Below are 14,505 nucleotides of genomic sequence, written 5' to 3' on the forward strand. Positions count from 1 at the left end.
GCAACGAAAGACGCAGAACCCCGATATGAAGGTGGTCCTTCCCGGGATCACCGTCATCGAGGTTCTGCGTCGCTATGAAGGTCACATATGCGCCATCCTGCCCGTACGCGAGGCGACCGTGTCGTTTCTGTCCGGCCTCCTGCACGCCGAACGGCAACGGCTCGGCACCCGCGCCGGGACCCGGTCGTTGGACTGCTTCAAACAGGCTGTCCTGGTGACCCGCTGGCTGATCGACGGCACCCGCATCTCGCAACTCGCCAGCGACAACACGATCAGCAGGTCGACGAGGTACGCGTACCTGCATGAGGGCCTTACCGTCCTCGCCGCCCAAGCGCCCGGCCTGCGGCTCGGTGTTGCTGGCCGCGAAGATGGCCGGCTACGCCCACATCAACATCGACGGCACGCTGATCGAGACCGACCGGTGCCGTACGCCCGAGCCGACACCAGGAGTGGACCTGCGGGTCCTCGGTGACCTCGGCTACGAAGGCGAGGCCGACACCATCACGGTGGCGTTCAAGAATCCACGCAACCATGAGAGCGGCCATGATGCGGTTAGCCCCGGCCCGGAAGGCACTCTCAAAGTGCAAAGTACCGGCACGCGGCCGAACGTTGTCGTCACTGGTGGTGCTTGAGGCGTGGTCGGTCGTGCCGGCACGCGTCTGCTCACCGACCTTGCCTATAAAACTGGCCTGACCAGGAGTTTTATTCAAGCATTGGGACTGGGCCGGCTGCGTCGTTCGGCGCACGAGCCAGGCCGGGTCGCGGTCGATCTGGCGGTGTTACTGGCCGACGGGTGGTGAAGCCGAGGGCAGCTACCCTCCGACCATGCGGCGTGTGCGGAGGTCACGAGCCCGCCGTCCGAGGCTGAAGCATCTGCCCGCGGCGATCAGGGAAGCCGACTGGCTGGACCGTCTCGTGTCCGGCGGCCTGGTTGCGTGCGCCCTCGCGATCGTGCTGGCCTGGTGGCACGTCGTGCTGCCCGACGCCTGGGACGGCGTCCGGGCCACCATCTGGGGTGTGCCCGGTTCGGTCGCCGTGGCGTGTGAAGAGAGCACGGCCGCGGAAGACCCGCAGTTCTGGACACTCGGCTGGAGCTGCACTGGTCCCTTCACCTCGGACGCGGGGGACCTGCGCATCGACTCGGTGCACCTGTTCACGCACGGCGACGAACCCCCTGGCCCCACCGTCGCCGGTCGGGTCAGCGGTCCGGGAGCGACGTGGATGTGGCCTGACGGCGAGATCGAGTGGGTGTTCGCGGTGGCGCTGGCGGTCGGTGTGCCGGTTCTCCCCGGCTACCTCCTGTTCGTGGCAGTCACTGTGCTGGAGCCCTCGAACGGTTGGCCTCGGCCGCGCCGGAAACCGCGCCTCGGTCCTGCTCAGATGGGTAATCGTGCGCGGCGTCGTCGTAAACGTCGACAACGGCGTACGGCCGATCCGATGGCGTGACGACGGCCTGGCCGGCGGTCGAACGCTGGTCCCGGACGGGCCTTGCTGGTATGCCCGCGATGACGGGGCGGGCCGTTCTACGCTTCGAGATGTGGCGGCGGGCGTGCCCTGGTTCGACGGGCACCGGAGCCCGGCAGTGGCCTGAGGAACGGGTACGCGGCGGCCTCTTTCCCGCCCGCCCCGGCACAGCAGACGGCACCCTCCAGTGAGCGCGAACGGGAGAGGAAGGCACGTATGGCTGTCAAGACCAAGACGCGTCCAGGAACCACGGAGATCAGGCCGTTCACTGTCGAAATCCCCCAGGCGGACCTCGACGATCTGCGCAGGCGCATCGCCGCCACCCGCTGGCCGGACAAGGAGATTGTCGACGACCAGTCGCAGGGCGTGCCACTCGCGACCATCCAGGCCGTCGCCCGCTACTGGGAGAAGGAGTACGACTGGCGCAAGGTCGAGGCGAGGCTGAACTCCGTACCGCAGTTTCTGACCACCATCGACGGGGTGGACATCCACTTCATCCACGTCCGCTCCAAGCACGAGGACGCGTTGCCGCTCATCGTCACGCACGGGTGGCCCGGTTCGGTGATCGAGCAGCTGAAAATCATCGAACCGCTGACCGATCCCACGGCCCACGGCGGGAGCGCGTCGGACGCCTTCCACCTGGTGATCCCGTCGCTGCCCGGCCACGGCTTCTCGGGCAAGCCCACCTCGTCGGGCTGGAACCCGGAGAAGATCGCCACCGCCTGGATCGAGTTGATGAAGCGCCTCGGCTACGACCGGTTCGTGGCGCAGGGCGGCGACTGGGGGGCTGTCGTCGTGGATCAGATGGGTGTCCAGGCACCCCCGGAGCTGCTCGGCATCCACACAAACATGCCGGGGGCGGTGCCGCCCGAGATCGACCTGTTGTTCCAGGGCGACACCACCGGAGCCAACAACGCCATGGGCTCGCTGCCCTCCGGCCTGTCCGACGACGAGATGCGCGCGGCGGGCGAGCTGGACTACGTCTGGAAGCACGTGGCGTACGCGCTCATGATGGCCACGCGACCGCAGACCCTTACCGGGCTCGCCGATTCTCCGGTGGGCCTGGCGTCGTTCCTGCTCGACCACGACGCGAAGAGCTTGGCCCTGATCGCGCAGGTCTTCGACGGCGCCACAGCCGGCCTCACCCGCGACGACATCCTGGACAACATCTCGCTCTACTGGCTGACCAACACGGCGGTCTCGGCGTCCCGCCTGTACGCGGAGAACAAGCTCTCGTTCTTCGCCACCAAGGGCGTCAACGTCCCCGTTGCCGTGAGTGTCTTTCCCGACGAGCTGTACGAGGCGCCGCAGAGTTGGGCCGAGCAGGCGTACCCCAACCTCATCTACTACAACAAGCTCGACACCGGCGGGCACTTCGCGGCCTGGGAACAGCCGAAGATCTTCTCCGAGGAGCTTCGCACCGCGTTCCGGTCGCTGCGCTAGATGACCACGTTCGGCCAGGTGCACCTGCCGCAGCTCGGCGGGGCGGTCGAGTGGCTCAACTCCGAGCCACTCGACCCCGCCGGGCTGCGCGGCCACGTCGTCCTTGTCAACTTCTGGACCCTGACGTGCATCAACTGGCTGCGCCAGGAGCCGTACGTCCGTGCCTGGTCCCGGGCGTACCGCGACGACGGGCTGGTCGTCGTCGGGGTGCACACGCCGGAGTTCACGTTCGAGCACGTCGTCGACTGGGTGCGGCCGGCGGTCGCGGCGCGGGCCATCGACTACCCGGTCGCTGTCGACAACGACTACGCGATCTGGAGCGCCTTCGACAACCACTACTGGCCGGCGCTCTACTTCGTCGACCGCGACGGCGTCATCCGCGACAAGCACTTCGGCGAGGGGCGCTACGAGCAGTCCGAGCGCGTAGTCCAACAACTGCTCGGCGTCGAGCGCGCACCCGTACCCGTCGAGGGCGTCGGTGTGGAGGCGGCGGCCGACTGGGACCAGTTGCGCACGCCGGAGACGTACCTCGGCTTCGGACGCGGCGAACACTTCGCGTCGCCGAACGGCGCCGCGCTCGACGAGCGCCGCGCCTACGACCTGCCGGACAGCCTGCGCCTGAACCACTGGGCGCTGGCGGGGGAGTGGACGATCGCCCCCGAGAAGGCCGTGCTCGGGCAAGCCGGCGGGGGCATCGCCTTCCGGTTCCACGCCCGCGACGCGCACCTCGTGCTGGCGCCCGGCGCGGCGGAGCCGATCCCGTTCCGGGTGCTCCTGGACGGGGAGCCGCCCGGCCCGTCACACGGCGTCGACGTCGACGAGGACGGCAATGGTGTGCTCCGCGACGGCCGCCTCTATCAACTCGTCCGTCAACCCGACGCGGTCCGCGAACGGACCCTGGAGATCACGTTCGGTGCGCCTGGTGCCGAGGCCTACGCCTTCACCTTCGGATAGCACTCCCCGCGTCCGACATCCGCGACGTGGTGCTGGGTCAGCTCGGCACGTCGTCCCACGTCGTGCCCGCCTGCAGATACCCGGCCGACTGGTTCTCGCGCAGCGCGTAGGCGATGACCAGCAGGGCGTGCTTGTCCAGCGCGGGCAGCCGATCCAACGGGAACCACCGCACGGCCAGCGACTCGTCGTCGTTGACCCGTGCGGTGCCGGCGACCACGCGGCACAGGAAGCCCAGGTTCAGGTATTCGCACTGGTCCCCATTGGGGTACGTGTGCGGGTGCGAGACGACGCTTGACAGCCGTACCGGCGTCACGTCCAGACCCGCTTCCTCCCGCACCTCGCGGACCAGCGCGGTGGCCGGCTGCTCACCCGGCTCGACGAACCCGCTGATCACCGACCAGCGGCCGTCGTCGGCCCGCTGGCCGAGTAGCAGCTCACCGGCGTCGTTGCGGATGACCGCGCTGACGCTCGGCAGCCAGAGCAGGTCGTGGCCGACGTGCTTGCGCAATCCCGCGATGTAGTCCGGTGTTCCCATCCGGCGATCATAGGCACGACCCCGTGGCGATCACCGGGACAGAGGCGGCCCCCCGCAGTCCGGCGGACCCGACGATTCGGCCGACGGCCGGTGGCGGGCGAAGTATCCCGAATGCGGCTTATTTCGCTGTTCGGACCCAAGGTGCCGAAACCAGCTCTACTGTGGAGAAGGTCGGCGACTTGCGCGATCCGGTGGCGGCCGGTCGGTGCGCGGTGCACAGTGATTCCCATGAGCGACAACAGACGTGGTGGGCAGTTCTACTGGTGCACCCGGCACCACCGGGTCGAGACGGACGCCGACGTGTGCCCGGCGAAGCACGTCCTCGGTCCGTACGACTCGGCGGCCGACGCGGAGAACGCGCTGCAGCGAGTGCAGGAGCGGAACGAGGCGTGGGACGCCGAGGACGCCCGTTGGTCGGGGGAGGACAAGTAGACGGCGCGGGACGGCCCGCGTCGCGGTATTTCGTGCTCCGCGAGGACGCACGCGAGAGCACGTCCCCAAGGAGGGAACCACGATGGCCGAAGCTCAGCAGGCCACCACCCGCCCGGCCGCCCGACGCACCACCGCGAAGAAGACCGCTGCGGCGGAACGGAACACCGGAGCGAGCCGGACCACGCCCGTGCGCAAGTCCACCACGGCGAAGGCGCCGGCCAGGAAGGCCGCCGGCGGCGCGGGGCGTGCCCCAGCCAAGAAGACCACCACGGCGGCGAAGAAGGCCCCAGCGAAGAAGGCCCCAGCGACGAGGGCCGCGAGCAAGACCACGGCGAGCAAGACCACGGCGGCGGCCAAGAAGGCCCCGGCCAAGAGGGCCGCGAGCAAGACGACCACCGCCGCGAAGCGGACCCCGGCGTCCGCGGCGCGCAAGACCACCGCCGCCGCGACCAAGACGACGGGTACGACGCGGAAGACCACAAGCCCCGCGAAGAAGACCACGACGTCGGCGGCGAAGAAGACCACCGCCGCGGCGAAGAAGACCACCGCCGAGGCGAAGAAGACCACCGCCGCGGCGAAGGCGCCGGCCCGCAAGGTCGCGACCAAGGCGTCGGCCGTGAAGAAGACAGCAGCCAAGAAGGCTCCGGCCAAGAAGACGGCCGCCACGAAGGCCCCGGCGAAGAAGACCGCGTCCACCCGCCCGAGCGGCGGCACCCGCAAGGCCGCGGCCAAGACGGCGCCGGCCGCGAAGGCCACCGGCACCTCGTCGGCCACCGCCCGCAAGGCGGCAGCGAAGAAGGCGCCCGCGAAGAAGACCACCGCTGCCAAGGCGCCGGCCCGCAAGGTGACCGCCCGCAAGTCGCCGCCACGTCCGGTCGCCGCACGAGCCACCACCGGCAGGGGTACGCGCAGCACCGCGCGTAAGGCCACCGGCTGAGCGCACGCCGCGGCAATCCGACGGTGAGCCGGTCGGAGATCTCGGCCGGTCACCGGAAGCGGATCACCGACGGCGCTGTCAGGATTGACCCGTGGTCATCCGACGCGTACTCGCGCCCCGCATCGACTTCGGCGCGCTGCGCCGCGAGCTCGGCCTGCCCGAGGGCTTCCCGGCTGCCGCCCAACGCGAGGCTGACGAGGCGGCCGCCGCGCCGCCCCGGCCGCCCGTCGACCGCACCGACGTACCGTTCGTCACTGTCGACCCGGCCACCTCCCGCGACCTGGACCAGGCGATGCACCTCGCCCGCCGTCCGGGCGGCGGCTACCGCGTGCGGTACGCGATCGCGGACGTCGCCGCGCACGTCCGCCCGGGTGGCGCGCTGGAGCAGGAGACCTGGCGGCGGGGGCAGACTGTCTACCTGCCCGACGGTCATGTGCCGCTGCACCCGCTGAGCCTCAGCGAGGGCGCGGCGAGTCTGCTGCCCGACGACGACCGGGCCGCCGTGGTCTGGACCATCGACCTGGACGCCGACGGCGGCACCGTGGCCGTCGAGCTGGAACGCGCCCTGGTACGCAGCCGGGCCAAACTCGACTACACAGGGGTGCAGGCGGCGGCCGACGCCGGTCGACTGCCCGACCCGATCGCGCTGCTGCCCGAGATCGGCGACCGGCTGACCGCCCGAGGCCTGCGCCGGGGCGCCATCAACCTGCCGCTCCCCGAACAGGACGTGGAGCCCGACGGCGAGGGCTGGCGGCTGGTGCTGCGGGGGCCGGCGCCGATGGAGGAGCACAACGCGCAGATCTCCCTGCTGACCGGGATGGCCGCCGCCGACATCATGCTGGCCGGCGGCATCGGCCTGCTGCGCACCATGCCCGGCCCCCGGCCGGAGGCGGTGCAGCGGCTGCGGGCCGCCGCCGCCCCGCTGGGCGTGCACTGGCCCGACGGCGCGGCCCCGGGCGAGGTGATCGCCGTGCTGGACCCCGCGCAGCCCCGCGCCGCCGCGTTCATCGACCAGGCAGCCGAGCTGATGCGCGGTGCCGCGTACACGGCATTCGACGGCTCGCCGCCCGAGCAACCGGAACACGGTGGCGTGGCCGCCGCGTACGCCCACGTCACGGCGCCGCTGCGGCGCCTGGCCGACAGGTACGCCACCGAAGTCTGCCTGGCCCTGCACGCGGGCCTGCCGGTGCCCGACTGGGCCCGCGCCGCGCTGCCCCGGCTGCCCGAGGTGATGGCCAGCACCGACCGGACCGCCTCGGCGGCCAGCCGCGGCGCCGTCGAACTGGCCGAGGCCGTACTCCTGGCGGACCGGGTGGGGGAGACCTTCGACGCCGCGGTACTCGACGTCGACGCCCCACCCAACGGCAAATCCCGACCCCGCCCACCCGGCGGAACCGTGGCCCTGGACGCTCCGCCGGTCCGCGCCCGCTGCCTCGGCGACCTGCCGCTCGGCGAACGGGTCCGGGTCCGCCTCGTCACCGCCGACCCGACAGCCCGCACCGTCCTGTTCGAGCTGGCCTAGCCGATTGGTCGCGCTGTCCTGCTGGCTGAGTGGCCTCGCATGGCGTCCTGCCGCAGGTCGGCGGCCGTGCCCGGCGCGTGCGTAGCGGGGATTGTCACAGCGCCTGGCACTGCTGATGCGCCAGACGGTTTGCGAGGATGGGCCCATGGCATACGACGCGAGCACGCTGCCCGACGTGTCCGGGCTCACGGTAGGCATCATCGGCGGCACCGGCGATCAGGGCCGTGGCCTCGCCTACCGGTTCGCGCGGGCCGGGCAGACGGTGTTGATCGGTTCCCGATCGGCAGAGCGGGCCGCCGAGTCCGCCGCCGAGATCGCCGCGCTGCCGGGTATGCCGGCCGACGCCAACATCACCGGCGCGGCCAACGACGACGTGGCCCGCCGCAGCGATGTGGTGATCATCGCGGTGCCGTGGGACGGGCACGCCGCGACCGTCGGGGCTCTCGCCGAGCCGCTCGCCGGCACGATCGTCATCGACTGCGTCAATCCGCTCGGCTTCGACAAGCAGGGCCCGTACGCGCTCGACGTCGCCGAGGGCAGCGCCGTCCAGCAGGCCGCCGCGCTGCTGCCGAACTCCCGCGTCTGCGCGGCGTTCAACCACGTCAGCGCCCCGCTGCTGGCCGACCCCGAGGTCGACCGGATCGACCTGGACGTGCTGATCTGCACCGAAGACCGTGAACTTGTCGACGTGGTCGGCGCGCTCGCCGCCCGGATCCCCGGTATGCGCGGCATCTACGCCGGCCGGCTGCGCAACGCCCACCAGATCGAGGCGTTCACCGCCAACCTGATCGCCATCAACAAGCGCTACAAGGCGCACGCCGGCATCCGCGTCACCGACCTGTAAACGCTCGCCGGCCTCGAACGGCCGGCATGCCGGCCGGCCGCAGGCTGGCGGTCGGCCTCAGGCGCTCCAACTGAACGCACGGGAGTCGCGTGCCGCTGGCGTCGCCGCCGGCGCTCGGGGTTTGGGCTGCTGTCAGTGGCCGTTGCCACTGAACGTCGGCCGCCGCTGCTGTTGCGTGGCTGCCGCTGCCGCCTGCTGCCCGTTGGCGCGCGCTGCTCCCGCTGCTGCTGGCTGCCCGCTGCCCGTTGGCGGTGTCTGTTGGCCGCTGGCTGCTCCGCTGGCGCCGCCAGTCCGGGGCCGTGCGTCGCTCGCTTGTCTGGTGCGCGCTCGTAGGCTCCTGCCGACCTCGGTGGTCAGCTGGTTCGGGTGGGCTCGCTGAATCGTCTTGCAGGCGTGCGCCGCCCGCTGGGCAGGCTGGTCCGGGTGGGTGGCGTCGGTGGCGGGCCACCCCTTGGCCCGGTACGGGGCCCGATGGCGTGAGGGTCGCTGCTGGTCAGGGTCATGTCCGTCGGTGGTACTGGTTGCGGCGGGGAAGTTGGTCGGGGTCGAGCCAGGCGGGTGGGATGAATTCGGGATGCCCGTCGCCGGCAAGCTGGACGACCCAGTCGCCGCGGTGGATGTGGCGGTGGTGGTGAGCGCAGAGCAGCACCGCGTTGCGCAGGCTGGTGTTGCCGCCGTTGGCCCAATGTTGGATGTGGTGGGCGTCGCACCAGCGGGGTGGGCGGTCGCAGCCGGGGAAGGCGCAGCCGCGGTCGCGCAGCACCAAGGCTCGGCGAAGAGGCCCGGTGATGAGGCGGCGTTGTCGCCCGACGTCGAGGACCTGACCGGTGCTGCCGAGGACGGCGGGCAGGATTGTGGCGTCGCAGGCTAGGCGGCGCACGGTTTCTGGGGTGAGCGTGAGGCCGGCGTCGAGGGTGCCGGCGTTGAGTTGCTGTGTGAGGCCGTCGAAGCTGGTGGTGACGACGAGTTGGGCGGGTTCGCCGCCATGTTCGGGTAGCTGCCCGCCGCGCAGGGTGAGTCGGCACAGGTCGGCGAGGGCGTCGTGGCGACGTTGCCCCGGGTTGCGTGTGTCGTCCGGGCCGGACGGCGCGGTCAACGGCCCGATTGCGGCGCGTAGGAGGCTGGCTGCTTCGATGTCGAGGCTGCCGGCCAACCGGAGTCGACCGTCGGGCAGTTCCGACAGCGTGACGTGCCGACCCCGGGCGCAGCGTTGGGCCTCGGCTTCCAGCGCCGCGCGGGTGGCGGCCTCGGCGACCTCCGGGGCGACGTGATCGAGGATCCGGGTGCCCAGCCGGCGCAGCAGGGTCGGGTCGAACTGCCCAGCCCACCCGATGAGCACGTCGACGGCCTTGGCTGCGGCCGGGGCGTCAGCGGCGGCGTGGACCGTGGCAACAGTGTCGCCGATGACGCGGGCCTGCTCCAGGGTGATTGCCCCGTCGGCGAGGGCCTGCCGGATCTCGGGGGCGCCACCATCAAGCGCGGCGGCGAGGTCGACCAGCCGGCGGGCGGCGGGGACGGTAAGCCGCAGCCGCTCGCGCAGCCACACGGGAGTGGAGGACGCGCCCTGAGTCTGCGCCGTGCCGCGGCCGTCCAACTCGCGGACCAGGGCGAGCTTGACCGCCGCGAGGCGCTGCTCAAGACGGTGGGTGGCGTCGAGCGCCGCGATCAGGTCGGGCTCTGTGAGGGGCCAAGCCGCCGTGGCGGCGCACGCCGCCACGGCCTCCTCTGCCTGGGCCAGCCCTTCAATCACCACCCGAGACTAGAACAGATGTACGACACTTTCAGTCACCAAGATCAATCGGATTTCGCCGTCGCCGTCGCGCCGGTGGGTGCCCGATGGCTCCTGCCGGTGATCCCGTCGCCGCTGCCGGCTCCCAAAAGCCAACGCCTTCGCCCGAGCCGGCATCTGCGCCCTGGCCGCGCCTTCGTCCTGGCTGCCCGCAAGCCCAGCCTGCACGGCCCACAGAGCCGTGCAGGCTGGCGGTTGTGTCGGTCCGTGTTTGTCAGAAGGTGTGTTCGGCTGCGGGGAACTCGCCGCCGCGGACCTCGTCGGCGAAGCGGCGGGTGGCCTCGGTCAGGGTGCCGGCCAGGTCGGCGTACCGCTTCACGAAGCGTGGGGCCTTGCCGGTGCGTAGGCCTGCCATGTCCTGCCAGACCAGCACTTGGGCGTCGGTGTCCGGGCCGGCGCCGATGCCTACCGTGGGGATGGGCAGTTCGTGGGTGATCTGCTTGGCCACCTCGCCCGGCACCATTTCCAGGACCACCGCGAAGGCGCCGGCCTCGGTCACCGCCCGCGCGTCGGCGAGCACCTCGTCGGCCGTGTCGCCCCGGCCCTGCACCCGGTAGCCGCCAAGGGTGTGCTCACTCTGCGGGGTGAATCCGATGTGCGCCATCACCGGAATGCCGGCGCCGACGATCGCGGCGATCTGCGCGGCGCAGCGTCGGCCGCCCTCCAGCTTCACCGCCTGGCAGCCGCCCTCCTTCATGAACCGTACGGCGGTGCGCAGGGCCTGGGTCGGGCCCTCCTCGTACGAGCCGAACGGCAGGTCACCGACGATCAGGGCCTGCCGGGTCGAGCGCACCACGGCCCGTACCAACGGGATCAGGTCGTCGGCGGTGACCGGCAGGGTGGTCTCGTAGCCGAACACGTTGTTCGCGGCCGAGTCGCCGACAAGCAGCACCGGTACGCCGGCCTGGTCGAAGATCCCGGCGGTGTACTGGTCGTACGACGTGAGCATCGGCCACCGTTCGCCGCGCTCCTTGGCGGCGATCAGGTCCCTGGTGCGGACGCGACGGGTGGCCGGGCCGCCGTACAGCGCGGTCACCTCGTTCGGAGTGGACTCCACCATCACTGTCTCCTTCCTCGAGGCCGCCTGCGCGGTCCCCGGGTTCCGTCGCGATCGTCGCACCGGGGGAGGGGGTGACGGCAGGGCGCAGTGGAAGATCTCACTCCCGTACGGTGGCGAGGCGCCGGGTCGGGTCAGCGGCCCGGCGCCCACCAGGACGGCTCAGCCGTCCTCGCGCCACCGGTTGGTGATGGGGAGCCGGCGGTCCCGGCCGAACGCCTTCATCGAGATCTTCGCGCCGGGCGCGGACTGCCGTCGCTTGTACTCGGCGGTATCCACCAGCCGGAGCACCTTGTCCACCACCGCCGGGTCGTGGCCCGACTCGACAAGCCCGTCCCGGCCGAGGTCGCCGTCGACGTAACCGATGAGGATCGGGTCGAGTACGTCGTAGTCGGGCAGGCTGTCGCTGTCCAGTTGACCCGGGCTCAGCTCGGCGCTCGGTGGCTTGCCGATCGAGTTCTCCGGGATCGGTGCGGTCTCGCCCCGGCGGGCGGCGTCCGCGTTGCGCCATTTCGCCAGCCGCCAGACCAGCGTCTTCCAGACGTCCTTGATGGGGTTGAAGCCACCGACCGAGTCTCCGTACAGGGTGGAGTAGCCGACGGCCAGCTCGCTCTTGTTGCCGGTGGTGAGCACCAGGTGGCCCTCCTGGTTCGACAGCGCCATGAGGATGACGCCGCGGACCCGGGCCTGGAGGTTCTCCACGGCGATACCGGACAGCGACAGGTTGGCCAGGAAGCTGTCCACCATCGGCTGGATCGGCTCGATGCGGTAATCCAGGCCGGTGCGCTTGGCCAGGTCGGCGGCGTCCTCGCGGGAGTGCTCCGAGGAGTGCTGGCTGGGCAGCGACACCCCCACGACCCGGTCCGGGCCGAGCGCGTCGACGGCCAGGGCGGCCACCACCGCCGAGTCGATGCCGCCGGAGAGGCCAAGCACCACCGACGGGAACCGATTCTTGTTGACGTAGTCACGCAGGCCCAGCACGAGCGCCTGCCACACCTCCGCCTCGTCGGCCACCGGCTCGATCAGCCCGCCGAAGACGGCCGGGCCGGTCGGCGCGGGCGGGATCGTCTCCACGGTGCTGTGCACCACCCGCATGTCGTCCGCGACGCTCTTGCTGCCCGGCACCGTGGTGGCGGCCGGCAGGTCGACGTCGTGCACGAGCAGGTGCTCGACGAACTGCGGGGCGCGGCTGAGCAGCTCGCCGTCGGCGGCGACGATCATCGAGTCGCCCTCGAAGACCAGCTCGTCCTGGCCGCCGATCATGTTGACGTACGCGATGGCGGCGCCCGCCTCGGCGGCCCGGCGCCGGACCAGCGGCAGCCGTACGTCGTCCTTGTTCAGCTCGTACGGCGAGCCGTTGATGTTGACCACCAGGCCGACGCCGGCCTGCCCGGCGGCGGCGAACGGACCGCCGGCCTGCCACAGGTCCTCGCAGATGGTCAGCGCGACGTCCACGCCGCCGATGCGGACCACTGTCAGCTCGTCACCGGGGATGAAGTAGCGGTCCTCGTCGAAGACGCCGTAGTTGGGCAGGTGGTGCTTGAAGTAGCGGGCGGCCACCGCGCCCCGGTGCAGCAGCGCGGCGGCGTTGCGGGCGCCCCGGCCCGGCTCGGCGTCACCGCTGACCTGCGGTGGGCCGTCGGCGTCGAGGTAGCCGACCACGACCGGTAGGTCACCGAGGCCGTCGGCGGCGAGGTCAGCGGCGAGCCGTTCCAGGGCGGCCCGGGACGCGGCGATGAAGGAACGCCGGAAGACGAGGTCCTCGACCGGATAGCCGGTGAGCATCATCTCCGGGAAGAGCACCAGTTGGGCGCCGGCGTCGGCCGCCTGGCGGGTCCAGCTGCGGACCAGGTCGGCGTTGCCGGAGAGGTCGCCGACTCTCGGGTTGACCTGGGACAGGGCGAGACGCAGGGTGGGCATGTGTTCATCTTGCCCCAGCTTCGCCGGGGCAATCCGTACCCTCGGACGAGATGGCGGCCACGCTGCGCCACACCCGGCCGCCGGGCGCCCGCCGGTGCGGCGCGGTGCCGCTCGGCGGGCGGGACACGAGGGGACGGGCGGCGATGGTTCGCGTAACGTCTGCGTAACCAGGCCCGGGAACACTGGGCGATCAGGTCGGGTGCACCCGACCAAGGCGGACAAAAGAGTGTCGCGAGGGGTTGGGGAAGTGGACCGTCAGCAGGAGTTCGTCCTCCGCACGCTGGAAGAGCGGGACATCCGGTTCGTCCGGCTGTGGTTCACGGACGTGCTGGGCACGCTCAAGAGCGTCTCGGTGGCGCCCGCGGAGCTGGAGTCGGCCTTCGAGGAGGGCATCGGCTTCGACGGCTCGGCGATCGAGGGCTTCGCCCGGGTCTTCGAGTCGGACATGGTGGCCATGCCCGACCCGACCACCTTCCAGGTCTTCCCGTTCGAGGGCGGGGTCAGCGGCGAGAGCGCGCGCATGTTCTGCGACATCCTGCTGCCCGACGGCGGGCCCTCCTGGGCCGACCCGCGGCACGTGCTGCGCCGCGCGCTGTCCAAGGCCGCCGAGAAGGGCTTCACCTTCTACACCCACCCCGAGATCGAGTTCTTCCTGCTGGAGAATGGTCCGCAGGACGGCTCGGTGCCCACCCCTGTCGACACCGGCGGCTACTTCGAGCACACCACCCACGCGGTGGCCCGCGACTTCCGTCGGCAGGGTGTGCTGGCGCTGGAGCGGATCGGCATCTCGGTGGAGTTCAGCCACCACGAGGTCGCCCCCGGCCAGCAGGAGATCGACCTGCGCTACGCCGACGCGCTCACCACCGCCGACAACATCATGACCTTCCGGCACGTGGTCAAGGAGGTGGCGCTCTCCACAGGCGTGCAGGCCAGCTTCATGCCGAAGCCGTTCACCGACCAGCCGGGCAGCGGCATGCACACCCACCTGTCGCTGTTCGAGGGCGAGCGCAACGCCTTCCACGACAGCGGCGACCCGATGAAGCTCTCCAAGGTGGCGAAGTCGTTCATCGCCGGCCTGCTGGTGCACGCCCGGGAGTACACGGCGGTCACCAACCAGTGGGTCAACTCGTACAAGCGGCTGTTCCCGCAGGCCCTGCCGGACCGGATCACCGAGAGCCCGGCGTACGTCTGCTGGGGTCACCTGAACCGGTCCGCGCTGGTCCGGGTGCCCGCGTACGGCAAGCCCAACTCGGCCCGCGTCGAGGTCCGCTCGCCGGACTCGGCCGCCAACCCGTACCTCGCCTTCGCGGTGCTGCTCGGCGCCGGCATGAAGGGCATCGAGGAGGGCTACGAGCTGCCGCCCGGCGCCGAGGACGACGTCTGGTCGCTGAGCAGCGCCGAGCGGCGTGCCATGGGCTACGAGGCGCTGCCGGAGAACCTCGCCGAGGCGATCGACGTGATGGCCGAGTCCGAGTTGGTCGCCGAGGTGCTCGGCGAGCACGTCTTCGACTTCTTCCTGCGCAACAAGCGGGCCGAGTGGGAGCAGTACCGCCGCGAGGTCACCCCGTACGAGCGGCAGCGTTACCTGGCGCTGTAGTCCGGGGATGA

At 71.1% G+C, this 14,505-nt stretch carries 13 protein-coding genes and 2 pseudogenes; 10 read left to right on the forward strand and 5 right to left on the reverse strand.

The window, feature by feature from the left end; all coding sequences use genetic code 11:
• Positions 1 to 46: 46 nt before the first annotated feature.
• From ACFY2Q_RS09500 to ACFY2Q_RS09520, 5 genes and pseudogenes are all read left to right on the forward strand, one after another.
• A pseudogene (locus ACFY2Q_RS09500) lies at positions 47 to 443 on the forward strand (hypothetical protein); the annotation flags it as partial.
• Between the two features lie 192 nt (positions 444 to 635).
• Positions 636 to 794: pseudogene (locus ACFY2Q_RS09505) on the forward strand (IS1380 family transposase); the annotation flags it as partial.
• Positions 795 to 825: 31 nt separating this feature from the next.
• Entirely contained in the window at positions 826 to 1,446 is a 621-nt protein-coding gene (locus ACFY2Q_RS09510) for a hypothetical protein (protein ID WP_387128764.1), read from the forward strand.
• 234 nt (positions 1,447 to 1,680) lie between these two features.
• Positions 1,681 to 2,907 (forward strand): epoxide hydrolase family protein, encoded by a 1,227-nt coding sequence (locus ACFY2Q_RS09515; protein ID WP_387128766.1) that lies wholly within the window; start codon positions 1,681 to 1,683, stop codon positions 2,905 to 2,907.
• The gene (locus ACFY2Q_RS09520; RefSeq protein WP_387128769.1) at positions 2,908 to 3,861 is read left to right on the forward strand and encodes a redoxin family protein; all 954 of its coding nucleotides are present in this window, start codon (positions 2,908 to 2,910) and stop codon (positions 3,859 to 3,861) included. It abuts the gene before it with no gap.
• A gap of 37 nt (positions 3,862 to 3,898) precedes the next feature.
• Here ACFY2Q_RS09520 and ACFY2Q_RS09525 read toward each other — a convergent pair whose 3' ends face one another.
• Positions 3,899 to 4,396, reverse strand: coding sequence for an NUDIX domain-containing protein (locus ACFY2Q_RS09525; RefSeq protein WP_387128771.1), 498 nt, complete (start codon positions 4,394 to 4,396; stop codon positions 3,899 to 3,901).
• Positions 4,397 to 4,624: 228 nt separating this feature from the next.
• On the opposite strand from ACFY2Q_RS09525, the gene ACFY2Q_RS09530 reads away from it, so the two are divergent.
• The gene (locus ACFY2Q_RS09530) at positions 4,625 to 4,828 is read left to right on the forward strand and encodes a hypothetical protein (RefSeq protein WP_387128773.1); all 204 of its coding nucleotides are present in this window, start codon (positions 4,625 to 4,627) and stop codon (positions 4,826 to 4,828) included.
• Between the two features lie 93 nt (positions 4,829 to 4,921).
• On the opposite strand, the gene ACFY2Q_RS09535 is transcribed toward ACFY2Q_RS09530, so the two are convergent.
• A complete protein-coding gene (locus ACFY2Q_RS09535; protein ID WP_387128775.1) occupies positions 4,922 to 5,464 on the reverse strand; it encodes a hypothetical protein in 543 nt (180 codons plus the stop codon).
• Between ACFY2Q_RS09535 and ACFY2Q_RS09540 the strand changes: the two genes are divergently transcribed.
• The 3 genes from ACFY2Q_RS09540 to npdG all read left to right on the forward strand — a co-directional run bounded on the left by ACFY2Q_RS09540 (position 5,445) and on the right by npdG (position 8,131).
• Positions 5,445 to 5,765: a hypothetical protein gene (locus tag ACFY2Q_RS09540; protein WP_387128777.1), complete on the forward strand. Its 321-nt coding sequence runs from the start codon at positions 5,445 to 5,447 to the stop codon at positions 5,763 to 5,765. The genes ACFY2Q_RS09535 and ACFY2Q_RS09540 overlap by 20 nt on opposite strands.
• Positions 5,766 to 5,856: 91 nt before the next feature.
• On the forward strand, positions 5,857 to 7,287 hold the full coding sequence (locus ACFY2Q_RS09545) for an RNB domain-containing ribonuclease (RefSeq protein ID WP_387128779.1): 1,431 nt from the start codon (positions 5,857 to 5,859) through the stop codon (positions 7,285 to 7,287).
• A 145-nt stretch (positions 7,288 to 7,432) separates the two neighbouring features.
• Positions 7,433 to 8,131: an NADPH-dependent F420 reductase gene (gene npdG, locus ACFY2Q_RS09550; RefSeq protein ID WP_387128780.1), complete on the forward strand. Its 699-nt coding sequence runs from the start codon at positions 7,433 to 7,435 to the stop codon at positions 8,129 to 8,131.
• Between the two features lie 499 nt (positions 8,132 to 8,630).
• Here the strand turns inward: npdG and ACFY2Q_RS09555 are convergent, their stop codons facing one another.
• The 3 genes from ACFY2Q_RS09555 to ACFY2Q_RS09565 all read right to left on the reverse strand — a co-directional run bounded on the left by ACFY2Q_RS09555 (position 8,631) and on the right by ACFY2Q_RS09565 (position 12,897).
• Positions 8,631 to 9,881 carry a DUF222 domain-containing protein gene (locus tag ACFY2Q_RS09555; RefSeq protein ID WP_387128781.1) on the reverse strand — a complete coding sequence of 417 codons (1,251 nt, stop codon included), beginning with the start codon at positions 9,879 to 9,881 and terminating at the stop codon, positions 8,631 to 8,633.
• A 253-nt stretch (positions 9,882 to 10,134) separates the two neighbouring features.
• Positions 10,135 to 10,980, reverse strand: coding sequence for a 3-methyl-2-oxobutanoate hydroxymethyltransferase (gene panB / locus ACFY2Q_RS09560; protein ID WP_387128782.1), 846 nt, complete (start codon positions 10,978 to 10,980; stop codon positions 10,135 to 10,137).
• A 159-nt stretch (positions 10,981 to 11,139) separates the two neighbouring features.
• Complete coding sequence (locus ACFY2Q_RS09565; RefSeq protein WP_387128783.1) at positions 11,140 to 12,897, reverse strand: NAD+ synthase; 1,758 nt, start codon at positions 12,895 to 12,897, stop codon at positions 11,140 to 11,142.
• A gap of 247 nt (positions 12,898 to 13,144) precedes the next feature.
• Here ACFY2Q_RS09565 and glnA point away from each other — a divergent pair, with 247 nt between their 5' ends.
• Positions 13,145 to 14,494 carry a type I glutamate--ammonia ligase gene (gene glnA / locus ACFY2Q_RS09570; RefSeq protein WP_355597812.1) on the forward strand — a complete coding sequence of 450 codons (1,350 nt, stop codon included), beginning with the start codon at positions 13,145 to 13,147 and terminating at the stop codon, positions 14,492 to 14,494.
• Positions 14,495 to 14,505: the final 11 nt, after the last annotated feature.

The organism is Micromonospora sp. NPDC000316, from assembly GCF_042898885.1.
Classification (GTDB): Bacteria; Actinomycetota; Actinomycetes; order Mycobacteriales; family Micromonosporaceae; genus Micromonospora.

Excerpts from the sequence above, each read along its gene's own strand:
- ACFY2Q_RS09515 (WP_387128766.1), top strand. The coding sequence starts at position 1,681 with ATGGCTGTCAAGACCAAGACGCGTCCAGGAACCACGGAGATCAGGCCG.
- ACFY2Q_RS09510 (WP_387128764.1), top strand. The coding sequence starts at position 826 with ATGCGGCGTGTGCGGAGGTCACGAGCCCGCCGTCCGAGGCTGAAGCAT.
- panB (WP_387128782.1), bottom strand. The coding sequence starts at position 10,980 with ATGGTGGAGTCCACTCCGAACGAGGTGACCGCGCTGTACGGCGGCCCG.
- ACFY2Q_RS09525 (WP_387128771.1), bottom strand. The coding sequence starts at position 4,396 with ATGGGAACACCGGACTACATCGCGGGATTGCGCAAGCACGTCGGCCAC.
- ACFY2Q_RS09530 (WP_387128773.1), top strand. The coding sequence starts at position 4,625 with ATGAGCGACAACAGACGTGGTGGGCAGTTCTACTGGTGCACCCGGCAC.
- ACFY2Q_RS09520 (WP_387128769.1), top strand. The coding sequence starts at position 2,908 with ATGACCACGTTCGGCCAGGTGCACCTGCCGCAGCTCGGCGGGGCGGTC.
- npdG (WP_387128780.1), top strand. The coding sequence starts at position 7,433 with ATGGCATACGACGCGAGCACGCTGCCCGACGTGTCCGGGCTCACGGTA.
- ACFY2Q_RS09565 (WP_387128783.1), bottom strand. The coding sequence starts at position 12,897 with ATGCCCACCCTGCGTCTCGCCCTGTCCCAGGTCAACCCGAGAGTCGGC.